Origin of the sequence: Shewanella morhuae (assembly GCF_900156405.1) — a bacterium.
In the GTDB taxonomy this organism is placed as follows: domain Bacteria; phylum Pseudomonadota; class Gammaproteobacteria; order Enterobacterales; family Shewanellaceae; genus Shewanella; species Shewanella morhuae.
The window spans coordinates 158,076-175,814 of the sequence record NZ_FTNN01000006.1 but is presented as its reverse complement, the minus strand read 5'-3'; the positions used below and the strand labels follow the sequence as shown (position 1 = coordinate 175,814).

General features: G+C 43.3%; 18 protein-coding genes. 13 read left to right on the top strand and 5 right to left on the bottom strand.

Annotated elements, in window-relative coordinates; all coding sequences use genetic code 11:
* The first annotated feature begins 34 nt into the window (after window positions 1-34).
* From BW947_RS09370 to BW947_RS09350, 5 genes are all read left to right on the top strand, one after another.
* Window positions 35-1,267: an MFS transporter gene (locus BW947_RS09370; protein ID WP_076498862.1), complete on the top strand. Its 1,233-nt coding sequence runs from the start codon at window positions 35-37 to the stop codon at window positions 1,265-1,267.
* Between the two features lie 15 nt (window positions 1,268-1,282).
* Window positions 1,283-2,332, top strand: a complete 1,050-nt coding sequence (locus BW947_RS09365) for an NAD(P)-dependent alcohol dehydrogenase (RefSeq protein ID WP_076498859.1) — start codon at window positions 1,283-1,285, stop codon at window positions 2,330-2,332.
* A 67-nt stretch (window positions 2,333-2,399) separates the two neighbouring features.
* A complete protein-coding gene (locus tag BW947_RS09360) occupies window positions 2,400-2,879 on the top strand; it encodes a cyclophilin-like fold protein (protein WP_076498856.1) in 480 nt (159 codons plus the stop codon).
* Window positions 2,880-2,889: 10 nt separating this feature from the next.
* Entirely contained in the window at window positions 2,890-3,942 is a 1,053-nt protein-coding gene (locus tag BW947_RS09355; protein ID WP_076498853.1) for an alpha/beta hydrolase, read from the top strand.
* A 443-nt stretch (window positions 3,943-4,385) separates the two neighbouring features.
* Window positions 4,386-4,577 (top strand): CsbD family protein, encoded by a 192-nt coding sequence (locus BW947_RS09350; RefSeq protein WP_076498851.1) that lies wholly within the window; start codon window positions 4,386-4,388, stop codon window positions 4,575-4,577.
* Between the two features lie 174 nt (window positions 4,578-4,751).
* Here BW947_RS09350 and BW947_RS09345 read toward each other — a convergent pair whose 3' ends face one another.
* Entirely contained in the window at window positions 4,752-4,997 is a 246-nt protein-coding gene (locus BW947_RS09345; RefSeq protein WP_076498848.1) for a DUF3297 family protein, read from the bottom strand.
* A gap of 206 nt (window positions 4,998-5,203) precedes the next feature.
* Here BW947_RS09345 and BW947_RS09340 point away from each other — a divergent pair, with 206 nt between their 5' ends.
* The gene (locus BW947_RS09340) at window positions 5,204-5,611 is read left to right on the top strand and encodes a ribosome recycling factor family protein (protein ID WP_076498845.1); all 408 of its coding nucleotides are present in this window, start codon (window positions 5,204-5,206) and stop codon (window positions 5,609-5,611) included.
* 173 nt (window positions 5,612-5,784) lie between these two features.
* On the opposite strand, the gene BW947_RS09335 is transcribed toward BW947_RS09340, so the two are convergent.
* Entirely contained in the window at window positions 5,785-6,591 is an 807-nt protein-coding gene (locus tag BW947_RS09335; protein WP_076498843.1) for a sulfite exporter TauE/SafE family protein, read from the bottom strand.
* A 551-nt stretch (window positions 6,592-7,142) separates the two neighbouring features.
* Between BW947_RS09335 and BW947_RS09330 the strand changes: the two genes are divergently transcribed.
* Together BW947_RS09330 and BW947_RS09325 are read left to right on the top strand one after the other, a co-directional pair.
* Entirely contained in the window at window positions 7,143-7,373 is a 231-nt protein-coding gene (locus tag BW947_RS09330; RefSeq protein ID WP_076498840.1) for a hypothetical protein, read from the top strand.
* A 489-nt stretch (window positions 7,374-7,862) separates the two neighbouring features.
* Window positions 7,863-9,029 carry a methyl-accepting chemotaxis protein gene (locus tag BW947_RS09325; protein WP_076498838.1) on the top strand — a complete coding sequence of 389 codons (1,167 nt, stop codon included), beginning with the start codon at window positions 7,863-7,865 and terminating at the stop codon, window positions 9,027-9,029.
* A gap of 57 nt (window positions 9,030-9,086) precedes the next feature.
* On the opposite strand, the gene BW947_RS09320 is transcribed toward BW947_RS09325, so the two are convergent.
* Entirely contained in the window at window positions 9,087-9,272 is a 186-nt protein-coding gene (locus BW947_RS09320; RefSeq protein ID WP_076498836.1) for a DUF6435 family protein, read from the bottom strand.
* Window positions 9,273-9,514: 242 nt separating this feature from the next.
* On the opposite strand from BW947_RS09320, the gene BW947_RS09315 reads away from it, so the two are divergent.
* Window positions 9,515-11,704, top strand: a complete 2,190-nt coding sequence (locus tag BW947_RS09315) for an OsmC domain/YcaO domain-containing protein (protein WP_076498833.1) — start codon at window positions 9,515-9,517, stop codon at window positions 11,702-11,704.
* 133 nt (window positions 11,705-11,837) lie between these two features.
* On the opposite strand, the gene BW947_RS09310 is transcribed toward BW947_RS09315, so the two are convergent.
* Window positions 11,838-12,746, bottom strand: a complete 909-nt coding sequence (locus BW947_RS09310) for a GGDEF domain-containing protein (protein ID WP_076498830.1) — start codon at window positions 12,744-12,746, stop codon at window positions 11,838-11,840.
* 329 nt (window positions 12,747-13,075) lie between these two features.
* Here BW947_RS09310 and BW947_RS09305 point away from each other — a divergent pair, with 329 nt between their 5' ends.
* From BW947_RS09305 to BW947_RS09295, 3 genes are all read left to right on the top strand, one after another.
* The gene (locus BW947_RS09305) at window positions 13,076-13,561 is read left to right on the top strand and encodes a cupin domain-containing protein (RefSeq protein WP_076498827.1); all 486 of its coding nucleotides are present in this window, start codon (window positions 13,076-13,078) and stop codon (window positions 13,559-13,561) included.
* A 217-nt stretch (window positions 13,562-13,778) separates the two neighbouring features.
* Window positions 13,779-14,558, top strand: a complete 780-nt coding sequence (gene lgt, locus BW947_RS09300; RefSeq protein ID WP_076498825.1) for a prolipoprotein diacylglyceryl transferase — start codon at window positions 13,779-13,781, stop codon at window positions 14,556-14,558.
* Between the two features lie 340 nt (window positions 14,559-14,898).
* On the top strand, window positions 14,899-16,260 hold the full coding sequence (locus BW947_RS09295; protein ID WP_076498822.1) for an MATE family efflux transporter: 1,362 nt from the start codon (window positions 14,899-14,901) through the stop codon (window positions 16,258-16,260).
* Window positions 16,261-16,323: 63 nt separating this feature from the next.
* On the opposite strand, the gene BW947_RS09290 is transcribed toward BW947_RS09295, so the two are convergent.
* Window positions 16,324-16,749, bottom strand: a complete 426-nt coding sequence (locus BW947_RS09290; RefSeq protein WP_076498820.1) for a CBS domain-containing protein — start codon at window positions 16,747-16,749, stop codon at window positions 16,324-16,326.
* 354 nt (window positions 16,750-17,103) lie between these two features.
* Between BW947_RS09290 and BW947_RS09285 the strand changes: the two genes are divergently transcribed.
* On the top strand, window positions 17,104-17,670 hold the full coding sequence (locus BW947_RS09285) for a phosphoribosyltransferase (RefSeq protein WP_076498817.1): 567 nt from the start codon (window positions 17,104-17,106) through the stop codon (window positions 17,668-17,670).
* Window positions 17,671-17,739 lie beyond the last annotated feature (69 nt).

The following is a 17,739-nucleotide window of genomic DNA, read 5'->3' as shown; positions in this document are numbered from 1 at the left end:
ATCAGATTTAACTTTAACCATTGATAGGTATGTAATGACCACTCAGCTATGCGAAACGTCAGAACCACGCTGTGCCATTCAACAAGCAAGTCAACAACAAACGGCAAATTGGAGTGGCGTACTGGCGATGTCGTTATGCGTGTTTGCCTTGGTCGCCTCAGAATTTATGCCTGTTAGTTTACTGACACCGATTGCCACTGATTTGAGTGTCAGCGAAGGATTGGTCGGACAGGGCATTGCAATATCGGGTTTTTTTGCCGTGTTAACCAGCCTTAGTATTGCGTCAATTGCTAAAGATACGGATCGCAGGTCACTTCTACTTGGGCTCACCTCGTTAATGCTGGTATCGGGCATTGTGATTGCTTATGCGCCCAACTACTCAATTTATATGCTGGGCCGCTGCTTAATTGGCGTTGTGATTGGTGGGTTTTGGTCTTTGTCTGGTGCATCGGCAATTCGTCTTGTGCCAAGGGAAAAGATCCCTAAAGCCTTGGCAATATTCAATGGTGGCAATGCGCTGGCTATGGTGATTGCAGCGCCGCTGGGCAGTTACCTTGGCGCGCATATCGGTTGGCGAGGCGCCTTTTTCGGTTTAGTGCCCGTCGCACTGATCGCCTTTGTGTGGATGTGGTTTAGTTTGCCTACGATGAAACCTGAAAAACGTGTTGTTGGCTCAGCGAATGTCTTTTCCCTATTAAACAAACCTTTGGTTCGATTGGGAATGTTAGCAATTGTGCTGTTGTTTATGGGGCAGTTTGCGCTGTTTACCTATGTGCGTCCGTTTTTGGAAACCGCTATCCATGTAGAGAGCAATAGCTTATCGTTAATTTTGCTGATGATGGGCGTTGCGGGTTTTATGGGGACGCTTGTAGTCAGTTTATTTTTGAAAAACAATCTCTACCGTACGTTAATTTTTATTCCGTTGGTGATGGCGGTAATTGCTTTAGCGTTAATCCTGTTTAGCGATAGCAGTATTACCGTAACAACGCTGCTTGTATTGTGGGGTGGCGTTGCCACAGCGGCGCCCGTTGCATGGTGGACTTGGCTTGCGCGAACGATGCCGGAAGACTCCGAAGTGGGTGGCGGCTTAATGGTGGCGGTTATCCAATTGGCTATCGGGCTGGGCTCAACCTTAGGCGGTGTACTATTCGATTTTAATGGTTACCACAGCACATTTTTGCTGAGTGCAACCTTGTTGGTAGCGGCAGCTTTATTGGCTTATTGGACCCAACGTTCAGAGCTAGCGCCACTGCTTCATACTCAATAATTAAGGACTTTTACTATGACCATTAATGCCTTTGGCGCTCATGCCAGCCATTTACCGCTGGAACCTATGACGATTACACAGCGCCTACCCGGCGAGGATGATGTGCAGATCAGCATCGACTATTGCGGCGTTTGTCACTCAGATCTCCATCAGGTACGTTCGGAATGGGCGGGGACCTTATATCCCTGCGTTCCTGGGCATGAGATTGTGGGGCGAGTAACCGCCGTGGGCGGGCATGTCTCAAAATTTAAAGTCGGTGACTTGGTTGGCGTGGGTTGCATCGTTGATAGCTGTAAGCACTGCCATGAATGTAGTGATGATCAAGAAAATTACTGCGATCACATGGTGGGTACTTATAACGGCCCAACCCATGACGCGCCTGGGCATACGCTCGGTGGCTATGCGGAGCAAATCGTGGTTGATGAACGTTATGTGCTGCGTATCAGTCATCCGCAAGCGCAATTAGCGGCAGTGGCTCCGCTTCTGTGTGCGGGTATCACCACCTATTCTCCGCTGCGCCATTGGCATGCGGGACCGGGTAAAAAAGTCGGTATTGTTGGCATTGGTGGCCTTGGTCACATGGGAATTAAGCTTGCCCATGCAATGGGGGCTCATGTTGTGGCGTTTACCACTTCAGAATCTAAACGTGATGCAGCCAAAGCCTTGGGTGCTGACGAAGTGGTGGTTTCTAAAAATGCCGATGAAATGGCCAAGCATCTGCAGAGTTTAGATTTGATTGTGAATACCGTTGCAGCTCCCCATGATCTGGACGCTTTTTTAAGCCTATTAAAACGCGACGGCACTATGACCTTAGTTGGCGCGCCAGCAACAAACCATCCTTCGCCCAATGCGTTTAATCTGATCATGAAACGCCGCAGCCTTGCGGGTTCAATGATAGGTGGGATCCGTGAAACCCAAGAGATGCTCGATTTTTGTGCTGCGCACAACATAGTGTCGGATATTGAACTGATCCGCGCCGACGAGATTAACACCGCCTATGAGCGCATGCTGAAGGGCGATGTGAAGTATCGGTTTGTTATCGACAACGCCACGTTAGCACGCTAGCTGAACCTTAACCTGAGTGTGAATTATGGGTATGCGATGCTTAAGCATTTTGGCCTTACGGATGCCCATGGTTTTATGGCTGTTAATGGTTGGCATACAGGTCGCATCCGCTGCGACCTTTGCGTCAGCAAGTCAACACAATGAGTCTATGGCTATGCCGATTGCAAAAAAGAGTGAAGTAAAGATCCGCATTATCATCGCAGACACAACATTAACCGCAACGCTTGAAAACACGCAGGCGGCTCGGGATTTCGTCAAGCAGCTGCCTTTGGATCTTATGCTCGAGGATTATAACGGCACCGAGAAAATTGCTGATTTACCGACAAAGCTATCGAATAAAGCAGCGCCAGACGGTTATACCCCCAAAGTGGGCGACATTGCGTATTTTGCGCCGTGGGGAAACCTTGCCTTTTTCTATCAAGACTTTGGTTATTCGCGCGGACTGATCCGCCTTGGTCAGATAGATGGAAGTGTTGATGCCCTCATGGGTGACAGTGATATCAAAGTACGAATAGAGCAAGCTCAAAATAGCGATGATTCAGAATAGGAAACCTACAATGTATATGAAAAATTTAAATAAAATCACTAAGACAATAATCATGCTAGGCCTGTTATCAACGGCAAGCCTGCCTGCATTCGCGCAGGATATGTCTAATGGCGCCGATAATTTCTACCAAAGCGATAGCGTGGCTATGCAGCGAGTGACATTTAAAAATCAATATAATATGGAGGTTGTGGGCAATCTGTTTATCCCCAAAAAACTCGACAAAAAAATGACTCATCCAGCGATAGTCGTCGGTCATCCAATGGGCGCGGTAAAAGAGCAAAGTGCTAATTTATATGCCACAAAAATGGCGGAACAAGGGTTTATTAGCTTATCGCTAGACTTGTCATTTTGGGGCGAAAGTGAAGGCCAACCCCGTAATGCGGTTTCGCCCGATATTTACGCCGAGGATTTTAGTGCTGCGGTCGATTATCTGGGCACAAATAAGCTGATAGATCGTACTCGCATCGGCGTGTTGGGTATTTGTGGCAGTGGCAGTTTTGTGATTAGTGCGGCCAAGATTGATCCGCGCATGAAAGCTATCGCTACCGTGAGCATGTACGACATGGGCGCAGTAAATCGTCATGCCCTAAACCACTCACAAACTGTTGAACAACGTAAAAAGCTTATCATAGCCGCTGCGAAACAGCGTGACGTTGAGTTCGGCGGCGGTGAAATTCAATATACCAGCGGGACTGTGCATCAGTTAGATAAGGATACCCATCCAATCCAGCGCGAGTTTTACGATTTTTATCGCACGCCACGGGGCGAATATACGCCAGCAAGCTCGTCACCACAGTTAACCACTCACCCAACGCTGACCAGCAATATAAAGTTTATGAACTTCTACCCGTTTAACGACATTGAAACCATCTCACCACGGCCAATGTTGTTTATTACTGGCGATAAAGCGCATTCAAAGGAGTTTAGTGAAGACGCTTACCGATTAGCGGGTGAACCAAAGGAACTTTACTATGTTAAAGGTGCCGGCCATGTTGATTTGTATGACAGAACCGCGCTTATTCCATGGGATAAATTGACGGATTTTTTTAGCAAAAACTTATAAATCGTTTATCGGATTACTCCGCAACATGCAATCGATTGGTTCAACATTAAGTGATTGTAGCTTTATTACTTTAACCACGGTTTTTCTTCGTTTTTGTGTAAGCACTGCCAGTGAGGATCTAAAGTAAATAATATTAGTGAGTTTATATTTCTGTTATCAAATGGGCTCAATAAAAACCATTGCAATCAAAGTGGCGGGTTGTTAGATGACATTATTATGACTAATGACGAGCAGCACTAATCATTGCCAAATGACTATTTGAAACAATTACCCGCCTGTATGTAACCATTACCGTGAAATAGGTTTACATTTTCGCGTTGCCAAAATTTTTACATATAAATCTGTAGTTTACGTTTTGGCATGGGACTTGATTAGCTTTTAGGTGTAAATGTTTAGTACAAGGTAACATTAGCATTTTTCTAACTAACCAAGGAATCAACATTATGAATAACGATATAGTGCAAGGTAAGTGGAAACAGGTTTCGGGTACGCTTAAAGCGAATTGGGGTAAATTAACTGACGACGATTTACTTGAAATTGATGGTAATCTCGAAAAGTTTCAAGGCAAGATGCAAGAAAAGTATGGCATGGCTAAAGATGAAGCGAAAAAAGAGTTTGAAAAGTCAAACTTATAATTATGTCATTGTAAGTTTATAAAACGAGGGGCTATTATTTGGCCCCTCATCAATCCCGCCTAATATCTCCAATCCCTCGTTACATGTGACACTTGACTGCCCAAAATGCTGGAGAAACCTGAGAGTAGTGACCTAATGTTATTAGCCACTACATCAACAGTAATAACACTTGTATTAGCGATAGAACGCTTCAACTGTGCCTTTTACTGTCATGGTTAGTGGTTGGCCGCGACGGTCTAATGATTTTGTTGGGATTTTTACCCAGCCTTCACTTATGCAATATTCTTCGACATCAAAACGTTCTTTGCCGTTGAGCTTAATCCCAATTTCGTACTCGAAAATTTCAGCCACATGATGTGGGCTACGTGGGTTAACAGAAAGGCGATCGGGTAAAGTCGGTTGTGCAGTTGTGTCGTTCATAGTCGTGGTCTGTCGTTATCTATCGTGAAAAAAATGCGTGCGCTATTGTAGGCAATAGCAGCGTGATGCTCAAGACGTTAACTGCACGAAATAAACCGTGTTAGTCATAGTGTGAGGGGTGATTATTTTCTTTAGTTTCAGAACCGCTAACGGCAGGCTACACTTTGGCGCATTGTTTTTAGCGAGCAGGCTATACCGATACTTCCATGACCGACAATATTACTATTTTGCTGCCTTCGCTTATTCATCGAATTGGGCGCGATACAGTTAAACAAGCCCAAGCGATAGCCAAACAATATGATTGCGAGCTTAAGCGCGTTCGTCGTTCAAGGAATTGGTGCATTGTAGGCGGCGCGATTAACATTCAATCTTGCACCGCCCATCTACAAGCTGAGCAATTAACAAACCAAACAGCAGAGCGGGCGTTTGGCTACCTTATCCAAAAGCTGACAACGGCGCTGCTGCAACATACCGATAAACTTGAGCCATTAGCGGCTAAGCTCATTCGACTGATCACTGAAAACCCTGCAATCACCTTGGGTGAATTAATGCAGTTGACTCAATGCACTATCACAGAAGCCAGATTGGCACGCTTTAACGCCGACTCTTGGTAGTCGACTATTGATTGGCTATTAGTCGGTAAGACTTAGTAGCACGCGGCTAATATTTTGCGTATTTTTACGGATTGATTGCACTCGCTTAGGCTTTAGGTCAAACCCTCACTTAAACCACATCACCGCGTAACCCTCCGTCTAAACCTCTCTGCTAAACCCCGCCTAAACCAGAGTTAGGCGTATATTACCGACAACATCATTTTGACGCTCAGTAAGATAAGCAATACGGCAAACACCTTTTTCAAAATAGCGACCGGTAATTTATGTGCGAGCTTAGCGCCCAGTGGTGCAGTTAAAAAGCTGGCGATAGAAATCAAAATTACACCAGGCAGATAAACCATACCAACTGCAAAAGGTAACTCTAGTTGGGGTTGGCTATTGATTAAGTAACCTATTGCTCCAGCTGCTGAAATAGGCAAACCTACCGCCGCAGAGGTGCCAATGGCTCGTTTTAACTCGATATTTCGCGAGTTTAAATAGGGCACAGTTAGCGAGCCGCCACCAATTGACACTAATGCCGATATCGCACCAATACCGCCGCCAACGGCGAGCAGTTCTGTGTTACTAATGTCTTTTGTCTGGACGATAACCGCTTTTTTGGGGCGCAGCATATTCAGCGCAACGTAACCCATAAAGAGGGCAAAAAAGATGGCGAGATATAATGAGCTGATACGCGCGGCTAAAAATGTCGCCGAAAAGGTGCCAAGCACTACGCCCGGCGCCATGGCTTTAACAATGGGCCATAACACACCGCCTCTAGCATGGTGCGCCCGCGTACTCGATATTGACGTCATCACAATCGATGTCATTGAGGTACCCAGTGCTAAATGCACCACATATTGCGGTGCTATGCCTTGCGCCAAAAATATGCTGGTAAGTATAGGAACCATAATCCCGCCGCCGCCAATGCCGAGTAGCCCCGCCATAAAGCCGGCAAAAAGTCCTAAGGATACAAACGCCAACACCCATTCAATTTCCATTTTTTCTACCTTAATGTGTTTATTTTTTGTGATGCAGTCGCTATGACTATTTTACCGTCGAGATGTGACTCTATTATTCATTTGTCGTCATCAAAAGCCTATCAATTAGTCATAATTTTAATAATACGACTCAATAAAGTTGTTATTAATTTGATGTGTTAAACCCAGTTTATGTTATCAGCTTGCTTACTTGAAAGGATGTGATTGATGTTCCGAAGATTTCAAAATATGCGATATACCTCTTTGGGGGGCAACTCGGCAAGAGGTGCCAGTAAGGTATTCAATGCTGTAATGTGACAACCAAGCTGTTCAATTTCACTCACCCGCATTATGTGTGTTTATTTACCTAATGGTACAAGGGTTAATCGGACGCCTTTGGATTATCCGCTGTCAATATTGTGCAACGCAATAGCCGTTTAGCTTTAGCATATCTTAATATAGCGCACTGTACATTTGTGATACCGTTATGGTGATAGCCAGTTTATGAGCAAACCAAAGGGATCTATTGGCTCATCTGTGAGTCGATTATTCTGCTAGTTAAGGTGCTAACCATGACGGATAAAAAGTTAATTTTCATCTTAAAAATCTGCATCACTATAGGCATTTGCCTGATATTACTTGGTATTTATTTACATAACTATAGTGAAACGATTGATGCAATGGGTGTTAAGGGCATAATGATTAGTGCGGCATGTGTCGCTTTGGGGATGGTGCTGTCATTGCCAACAAAAATGTATCTCACATATCTGCTCGTTATTCGCGAAACCGAGCACCATGATTAGCTCGTATAAGCTATTCGATTTATGGTCAGTTTGGTGAGGCGTTAGGTTTTTTTACACCTAAATCTCTTTTGAGTTTTCATCCAGAAGTTAACTATGCTGATTATTTTTTGTAAATAATTTAGTTGATTATAAGTAGCTGATAATACCTGTTATTCCATCGATTTTATTACTGGCATCACCTCGTTTAAACTCACCATTCATTCCATAACGATTGGGCTGTAGTGCAACATCAGGGAGCAAAAAGGTATAATAAGGTGCACGCGATTCTTTACGTAACGCTACGGTTTACTTAAAGAATATGCGAGATGCGCTATTTTTCTGATGAGTATTTTTTATAAAAAAATAGGCCGTAAATCTACTCATAAATAGTTATCTCTTTATGAGCGATGATGACAAGGGATCTTTTTAACAGGGTGTGCTCAGATTGTAAGCCTAAATTTTGATATTCAGCTTAATTCATTCACTTTTAATTAACAGGCGGCAAATTACATGCGTTCACTCTTTATTCGAATGAGGTTTATCCACTGGTTAGGCGCCATTGCACTTTTTATTAATGCGGCATTTTTTACTGATACCTTATTCTCGCAAATTATCCAGTTTATTGTGGTGGCTTTCTTAATTATCCATGACATTGATGAAAAGTTTTGGGGGGTAGATTCACTGAAAAACGTCACCCTTTATATGAAGCATTTTGAAAGAAAAGATCTGTCGGTCCCCTGCGAAGTTAATAGCCAATATAATAGTGAGATGGGCAAAGTATTGAGTGTGATTAACGCCTTTCGGGAGAATGTGAAAAAAGCGCTCATTGATATTCAACAGCAAGCCAGCGCCTCCGACGAGATTTCTATTCAACTTAAAGCTAAGACTCAAAATATTTCGCGCAGAATTCAGCAGCAAGATAATCGGGTCAGCTTTTTAACCGATCAAGTTGAAAACCTCGATAGAACGTCGATTACGTTACAATCTAAAGCCGAAGAAACCCGTACACAGGTTGAAAAAACCCAAGCGGGTTTACTACGTTCTAACCATACTATGGGCCGAATGGTGACCGATTTAGGCTCATATATTGAGAGTAATGATAGGCTGCAAAATAAGTTTAATGCCTTATCGGAACAGACAAAATCAATTGAAACCGTAGTGTCAGTTATCGACAACCTCGCTGATCAAACTAACTTACTGGCTTTAAACGCCGCGATTGAAGCAGCCAGAGCGGGTGAGCATGGACGCGGTTTTGCCGTGGTTGCCGACGAAGTGAGAAATCTGGCTAAATCGACCCAAGCCAGTCTTGATGAGATTAACCAAATTATTGCTGGCATCACTGAGGCTGTGCTGGATGCCGGTGAACAAATGCGATCGCAATCAATTGCTATCACTTCGCTGTCGGATTACACCACCGCAAGTCAGTCAGAATTAGCGTTAGCCTGTGAGAATATCAATGGGATATTAACGCTTATCGGGCAGGGCAATAAAAATGATAATGTTGATATTCAATATATTAATCAACTTGTTGGCCATGTCGCAAAAGAAATTGAGGTATTAAAAGAACTCTCAAGCTCTAATGCAAATGACTGCGCTGAGCTTGAGCAGCAGGGCCAACATTTGAGCCAAGTAACAGAAAAAATAGTCGTGCAACTCGGTATGTTTAAAACCCAGTAATTACAACCTATCAAATACTGAGCCGTGGTTTAAGGCAACTATAATAATCAGGTGGTATTAACTGCCTGATTTATTAGTTAACTCTACTGCCTTTATTTGATTTTCAATTTGCTCCGCTTCAGCTGTTAGCATTGAATAAGCTCTAATATCGCCTTTTCTTTGTGCGTGCATAGCTTGCTCAAGTTTGGCGGCATAACGCTGGTTGAGCTTTTTTAACGGGTTTGATTTAAATATTGAAAACATCGTAATTTCTACTCAGTTGATTAGTTATGTGTAATACGTTGTTGCGCGTTTTTTGGTTTACTAAGGTGCTGACTAAAAGCATAACTTGCGCTACAAATGCCAACATTGTCGTTGTTAACATAATTAACCCAAGACTAATGGGCTAAAAACACCGATAATTCCCCCCTAACGACTCATTACCAATGACGTGCCTTGGTAACTGGGCGGCTACAGACTCGCCTATTTAGTGGAAATCATATTCAATGGAAATCAAAGTTAATTTTCTCGACAATCTTAGACTTGAAGCCAAGTTTGATGATTTTACCGTTACCGCCGATCAACCGATCCGCTATAAAGGTGACGGTTCTGCCCCTAGTCCGTTCGATTATTTTTTAGCATCATCAGCACTTTGCGCGGCCTATTTTGTGAAGGTCTATTGCAAAGCTCGCGATATTCCAACGGATAATATCAGGCTGTCGCAAAATAATATTGTCGATCCAGAAGATCGCTACAACCAGATTTTTCAGATTCAGGTTGAGCTACCCGATGATATTTCGGCTAAAGATCGCGAAGGTATTTTGCGCTCAATTGACCGTTGTACCGTTAAAAAAGTGGTACAAACTGGGCCAGAATTTAAGATTGAAACCGTTGAAAACCTCGATGCAGATGCCAATGCGATGTTGATGGGGCAGCCGTTGGATGCCTCTAGCACCTTTATTTTGGGTAAAGATTTACCGCTAGAGCAAACGATTGCCAATATGACGAGTATGTTGGCTGACCTTGGGATGAAGATTGAAATCTCCTCATGGCGCAATATCGTACCCAATGTTTGGTCACTGCATATTCGTGACGCCGCTTCGCCAATGTGTTTTACCAACGGTAAAGGTGCGACTAAAGAAAGTGCGCTGTGCTCGGCGCTCGGTGAGTTTATTGAGCGTTTAAATAACAACTTTTTCTATAATGATCAATTCTTTGGGACTGAAATCGCCAATAGCAAATTTGTGCATTATCCCAATGAAAAGTGGTTTGCGTTAGAAGAAGACGATGCCCTGCCAGCGGGTATGTTAGATGACTATTGTTTAGAGATTTATAACCCAGACGATGAGCTATGTGGCTCGCACTTGATAGATACCAACTCAGGTAACAAAGCTCGCGGTATTTGCGCCATCCCTTATACGCGTAAATCCGATGGTGAAACGGTTTACTTCCCATCGAACCTGATTGAAAACTTATTTTTAAGTAACGGCATGAGTGCGGGCAATAATTTGCAAGAAGCGCATGTGCAGTGTCTGTCGGAAATTTTTGAGCGCGCGGTGAAGCGTCAAATTATCGAGCAAGAAATTGTGCTGCCAGATGTACCTATGCAGGTGTTGGAAAAGTATCCAAGCATTCTTGCCGGTATCAAGGGCTTAGAAGAACAAGGTTTCCCTGTGGTGATCAAAGACGCTTCACTCGGCGGCCAATTCCCCGTGATGTGCGTAACCTTGATGAACCCGAAAACGGGCGGCGTATTTGCCTCCTTTGGCGCGCATCCAAGCTTTGAAGTGGCATTAGAGCGTAGCTTAACTGAGTTACTGCAAGGCCGCAGTTTTGAAGGCTTAAACGATGTGCCAAAGCCGACTTTTAATAGCATGGCGGTGAGTGAGCCTGAAAACTTTGTTGAGCATTTTATTGATTCAACAGGGGTGATTTCATGGCGTTTCTTTAGCAGTAAATTCGATTATGAATTCTGTGAATGGGATTTCTCTGGCACAACCGAGCAAGAAGCTAGCGGCCTGTTTGGTATTTTAGAAACGCTAGGTAAAGAGGTGTATATTGCTGAATTTACCTCTTTAGGTGCATCGGCATGCCGAATTTTAGTACCTGATTACTCTGAGGTTTATCCGGTTGATGATTTGATTTGGGACAACACCAATAAGTCACTTATCTATCGTGAAGATATTTTAAATCTACACTCGTTGAGCACAAAGCAGTTAGTCAACTTGGTCAATCGCTTAGAAGAAAGCCAGCTCGATAATTACACGGATATCCGCACCCTGATTGGCATTGTATTTGATGAAAATACTGTGTGGGGTAAGCTAACGATCATTGAACTTAAGATTTTGATTTATTTGGCATTAGGCGCACATGAAGATGCAATAGAGTTGGTCGGTGAGTTCCTGCAATTTAACGACAACACTGTGAAGCGTGTTTTGTTTTATCAAGCAGTTAATGCTGTGCTTGAAATCACCTTAGATGACGAATTAGTGCTGGATGACTTTATGCACAACTTCAACCGCATGTTTGGCGTCGAAGTGATGGAGAATGTTGTTGGTTCAGTCACAGGTAAAGTGCGTTTTTACGGTCTAACGAAGACTAGCATGCAGCTTGAGGGGATTGAGCCGCATTTAAGATTAATTGAAAGCTATAAAAAATTGCATCAAGCCCGTAAAGCCGCTGCTGAAACGAAGTGATAATGTTAATTTAATAGCTTGATGTAATCGAACCACTTTAATAGCGAGCCTTATGGCTCGCTTTTTTATTCGGCATAATTCTATTTTTTATCGCGGATATTAACGTTTTATCGTGAGTATGAGCAGGCAGTATTTAAATATGTTTTGCTATCACTCGGTTTTTGCCGCTACGTTTAGCTTGATAGAGAGCGGCGTCGGCGCGTTTTAATGTTTCTTCATAGGATTTATCGCGCGGATGGATACTCGCCACACCTATGCTCATAGTTGCAAATACCCCATCAACGATATGCTTTTGCAATTCAATGTATAAACATTGGCAGAGATGTTCTGCAAAGGCTAAAGCTTGTTCTAGTTGTTGCCCTGGAAGGGCTATCACAAACTCATCGCCGCCAAAACGATAGGCATTATCTATTGCTGTTAGCTGTTTTCGGCAGGTGTCAGCCACTGTCATAATTACTTTATCACCGATATGGTGGCCTAAATTGTCGTTAATGGCCTTTAAATGATCGAGATCGAGGACCAAAATGGAGGCCGAAGTATGATTATGCTGAGAGATCTCAAATTGTTCGGTTAAATCCTGATCTAATCTGCGGCGATTAAATAATCCTGTCAGTTGATCTGTATCGCTAAATTGGCGTAGTTGGATTTCAAGTTCGTGCCGTTGTGAGATATTACTGGCGACCCAAAGCACAACGGGCTCGTTATCAACAAGAAAATCCAGCGCTTGAATTCGACCTTCAAACCAAATGGGGTGTTCTGGCCCGATATCGGGTAAGCCTTTGACATCTTTACTACTAAGTTCATATTCTTCAATCAACAATTTATGGCTGCTTAATGCCATCTCGATCGTCGTTAAAAAGTAATTGAGTTTGTCAGTTTTTAACACATCAGCAAGGTATAAGCCGATTAAGCCGCTACCATCATGATAATAACGCCCATCTTTACCGCCAAATACGGCGATATATTTTCCACTTTTTGATAATACAAAAGTAGGATCTGGCAATGCATCAAGTACTAAAGCCATCTGTTCAATGTTGATCATTTATAGGTTCCCTGTGGAAACTCAGCTTATCCAGCAGTGTGTATCTTAATTGTCATCAGCGTTAGCGACAAATAAATCTTATTAATGCAGATTAATTTGGTGATTTTGAGTCACGGAAGGCACTTTTATCTTACTGTTTATGTTAGCAAATGAAATCGTAGCCATGCTGATTTAATCTGCATTTAATCTGCATTAAGTCTGTATTAATCATATTGTCGTAGTGGCCTAAATCATAAAATGCTATCAGCACACTTAGAGAGTGACGGTTTTTCGAGTACACTCACAGGCTTGAATTTCGAAGCCAATTGACTGATACAGGTATTCTTACTATGCAAACCGCCGATGATTTTATTGAACATTTAGCACTAGAGCAGCATGTTGAAGGTGGTTATTATCGATCTTCTTACCGCTCTGAGACGTCATTTGACTCAACTCGGGCGTTATGGAGCAGCATTTATTTTTTGTTGCGCACAGATGAGGTTTCCCATTTTCACCGCTTGACTGCTGATGAGATGTGGTATTTCCAAGCTGGACAATCCCTAACGATTTATATGATTGATCCTGAAGGAGTATTAACCACTGCGCAGTTAGGGCTCGATTTAGCAGCCGGTGAGCGGCCACAATTTTTAGTACCTAAGGGCTGTATTTTTGGCTCAGCTTTGAATCATGCAGGCTTTTCATTAGTGGGTTGCATGGTATCGCCAGGTTTTACCTTCGACGATTTTGAGTTATTTAGCCAAGAATCACTGTTAGAGCAATATCCGCAGCATAGTGAAATTATCCAACGATTAAGCCGAAAACAAACCGAGGTTTAATTTTATTAACCTCTGCTGGATTAGCCGATAACGCAATCCGATATCGATGGCGGATTTGGCATTTAGTGGCGCCAATCGCACTGAAAATGTCTTAAATTTAAGCAATTGTGCTCGATGTAAAGTGTTCTGCACGACAGACCTTGTTTAATCGGTATTAACCACGTAAAACATATTTTTTGGCGTAGCTCATGTACCCAGTGTTATGGAGTAATTGAATTTGGAACACTTAGTGTGGCAACTCGATCCTGTATTAGTCTCGTTTATGGGGCTCAAAATACATTGGTATGGCGTGTTATTTGCTGTCGCTATCACCGCAGGTTTTCAGGTGATGAAGCGAATTTATATTCAAGAAAATCTCGATGTTGAGTCACTCGATAATTTACTCATTTATTGTGTTGTCGGCATTATCGTCGGCGCCCGTTTGGCCCATTGTATTTTTTACGATCCGGATTATTACTTTGCCCACCCACTGAAGATTCTAGCGATTTGGGAGGGGGGGTTGGCGAGTCACGGTGGTGGGCTAGGCGCGATTCTGGCGCTGTATTATTACCAACGTAAAGTGAAGCTACCCTTCTTATTTTTGTTGGATAGACTGGCGATTGCCACCGCCATTTTTGGTTTTTTTGTGCGGATGGCAAACTTTGCCAACTCAGAGATTTTAGGCGACCCAACGACTCAACCTTGGGGCATTATCTTTGCCCGTGTTGATATGTTACCAAGGCATCCGGCGCAGCTCTATGAGGCGTTTGCGTATTTAGCTATCTTTATTGGTCTGTATGTTCTGTATCAATATACTCAAATTAAACAACGGCACGGGGCTATTTTTGGCCTGTTCCTAGTGTCGGTATTTAGTGCGCGTATTGCGATTGAGTCAATTAAAGTCAGCCAAGCGGCTTACTCTGAAACACTCTTAAGCGCGGGCCAATTACTCAGCCTACCTTTCCTCGCTGTAGGCATCGTCTTGTTGTTTTTGGCGTATCGAAATAAGCGCGCTTAAGTCCTAATATTGATGTGCTAAAAAGGCTTTCTATCTCAATAGAGAGCCTTTTTTTATTGATAAATGCACATCATTGAGAGTTGTCTAACGTTTTTACGACATTGGTCACTTTGCCAATTGAGTGGCGCATAATATTGTAATAAAATTACCAGTAAAATTGGGGCTAAGGGTGTTTTCGCTTGTTTTTTCGCCTTTATTCAACGTTTGATTATGATTTATGGCTTTTTATGAAACTATCTTTCAGTATTTTACTCAGTCGCCTTGCCAATATACTGTTTAGATAGATTCATTGACCTAGCGTTCACACTCGCTATTCGTTCTCTATTTGCAGGAATTCTTCGTGGCTAAAACACCCAAAACATTGCAGCAGCGCATGAGCATCGTTGCCCTAACTTGGCCGATTTTTGTCGAGACCTTGTTGCAATCGCTGCTTGGGATTAGCGACATTTTTATGCTCAGCCATTATTCCGATAACGCGGTAGCGGCGGTGGGGCTCACGACTCAGTTGATGTTCTTCATGATGGTCATGTCGATGATGGTGAGCACAGGCGCGAGCATTTTAATTAGCCAAAATAACGGTGCTGGTCAGTCGCAGCAGGCTGTCGATATAGGGGTGGCAAGTATTGCATTGAGTTTGTTACTTGCGCTGATTATGGGCTCGTCAATGTTCTTCGGCGCTGAGGGAATTATCGGCCTGTTTGCGCTGGAACACGATGTAGCAGGTTTTGGCTATGACTATTTAGTGATTTGCGGCAGCTTGAGTATTGGCCTAGTGATGAACATTGCTTTTGCTGCAATTTTAAGGAGTTACGGTTTTACTCGCTCAGCCATGTTAGTGACGTCAAGTACAGGTTTGATGAACGTCATCGGTAACTATATTGCCCTGTATTCTCCCTTTGATTTACCCGTTTATAGCGTGACTGGGGTAGCCATATCCACAGTGACCAGCCAGATTATCGGCGCTGTGATTATGTTACTGGTGATCCGTTATAAAAAAATCCCGCTGCCACTGCGTCGCCTTAAATTATTACCGCGCAGCACTTATTGGAGCGTGATGCGTATTGGCTTACTTAATGCTGGTGAGATGCTGTCTTACAATGTCGCGCAGATGACCATCATCTATTTTATCAGCCAGATGGGTACTTTATCGCTTACGGCTTACACCTATGGGTTGAACATTAGCCGATTTATCTATTGTTTTGCGGTGGCACTTGGGCAAGCGACGCAAATTCAGACTGGGTACTATGTTGGTAAACAATGGTTTGATGAAATCACCACGCGGGTGCAGCGTTACTGTTTGGTGGGTTTTATCACTTCGTTAGCCATAGTGTTAATTTTTTATTGGCAGCGATTCACTATTATTGGCTGGTTGAGTGAAAATGAGGAAGTCATCCAATTAACGGCGGTATTACTGGCCGGCTCTATCGCGCTTGAAACTGGACGGGTATTTAATTTAGTGATTATCTCGGCACTAAAAGGTGCCGGTGATGTGGCGTTTCCGGTGCGGGTTGGGCTCTTGAGTATGTGGGGTATTGGGGTTTTATTGGCATGGTTATTTGGCCTTCACTTAGGCTATGGCGTACTTGCCGCTTGGCTTGCCGTGGCCGCCGATGAATGGGTGCGTGGTTTGATTATGGTGTATCGCTGGCGCTCCGGTCGTTGGCAGCGTTTTAATCGCATTCCTAGTGTGAATTCGCTTTAGCGATTTTTGAGTGCACTCAATGATAGCGCAGCGCACATCGGCTGCGCATTCTTGATAATAATGTTAGTTTTTTTGCTGTAATAAAGTGCGGCACAGTTTAATAAAGTCCGATGAGGTGACAATACCTAGTACCTTTTTATCGGCATCAACAACGGGTAAGCAGCCTAGCTTATTCTCGATAAAATATTCCACTACCACAGTTAAAGGCTCATCGGCGGTCAGATGCTGGCAGTCTTTATCCATCACGGTATCAATCGGTGTGTAACGCTCTTTACGGTCAAGCGCACCTTGGCCGTATTTGTTTAGCATCGACATTACACTGGCGATCATCTTTTTATGGGTTAGTACACCAACGAGGGTGCCATCGATTTCAGAAATTACCGGTAAGTGGCGTACACCACGGGTTTGCATCAGATGATGGGCATCTTTCAAACTGGCGCCATCGCTAATACAGATGACTTGGTGACTCATAATATCGCTGACTTTCATGGTATAAATTCCTTTTTTACGGTTTTCGGGGATGCGTTTAATGCCTTACGTTAACCTAAGCCGATGGTAGCAGCTTAGGTGTGGGCTGTGGTAGCGCGGTACAAGTTCGGTGAGTTTTTTTGTTATCTTGGGCTTAAAAATACAAAATAAATGCCTATTCTCGGGCTAGTTCTCATTATTACTGCAGCACATCATATTTTTTTGGTATAAAATTCGCTCCCAAATTCGGTGGCTGCCTACACTTGCTAAGGCAAAGCTGTTTTGGGATTAATTACCCGCCGAACAGACCTTACAGGGTTACAAGCTTTTGCTTTAACGACCTAAAAATAAAATCAATGTGATGGGGACTGTGTCATGTCAGAAAAGTATTTTGTAACCGCCCAACAACTGTTAGAAGATTCGTTTTTATTAGCTTCGCAGGTCTATGAGAGTGGCTTTCGGCCGCAGTTTATCGTGGGTATTTGGCGTGGCGGCGCTCCAATCGGGATCGCGGTACAGGAGTTTTTTGATTTTAAACAAGTCGAAACCGATCATATTGCCGTGCGTACGTCTTCCTATTATGGAATTGGCACCGACAAACAAAACAAAGAAATTAAAGTCCATGGCCTGCATTACATCGTTGAAAACGCTAACGCGAGCGACGGTTTATTGATTGTTGATGATGTATTTGACTCTGGCCGTAGCATCCACGCATTAAAAGAGAAATTAGGCCAACTCATGCGCCTAAATATGCCAACAGATATCCGTATCGCTTGCCCATATTACAAACCTAAAAATACCGCTGTACCTTTAAAGCCTGATTATTACATCCACGCTTCTGAGGACTGGTTGGTGTTTCCACATGAAGTGACGGGGCTAACGCCTGAAGAAATTGCTGAAGGTAAGGGTGATTTAAAAAATATCCAGCATCTATTTAAATAGGTCGTTTACAGCAAAGCTGATATTTAGGACGAGTTTTGATAAAAAGCGCCAAACTTATTGGCGCTTTTT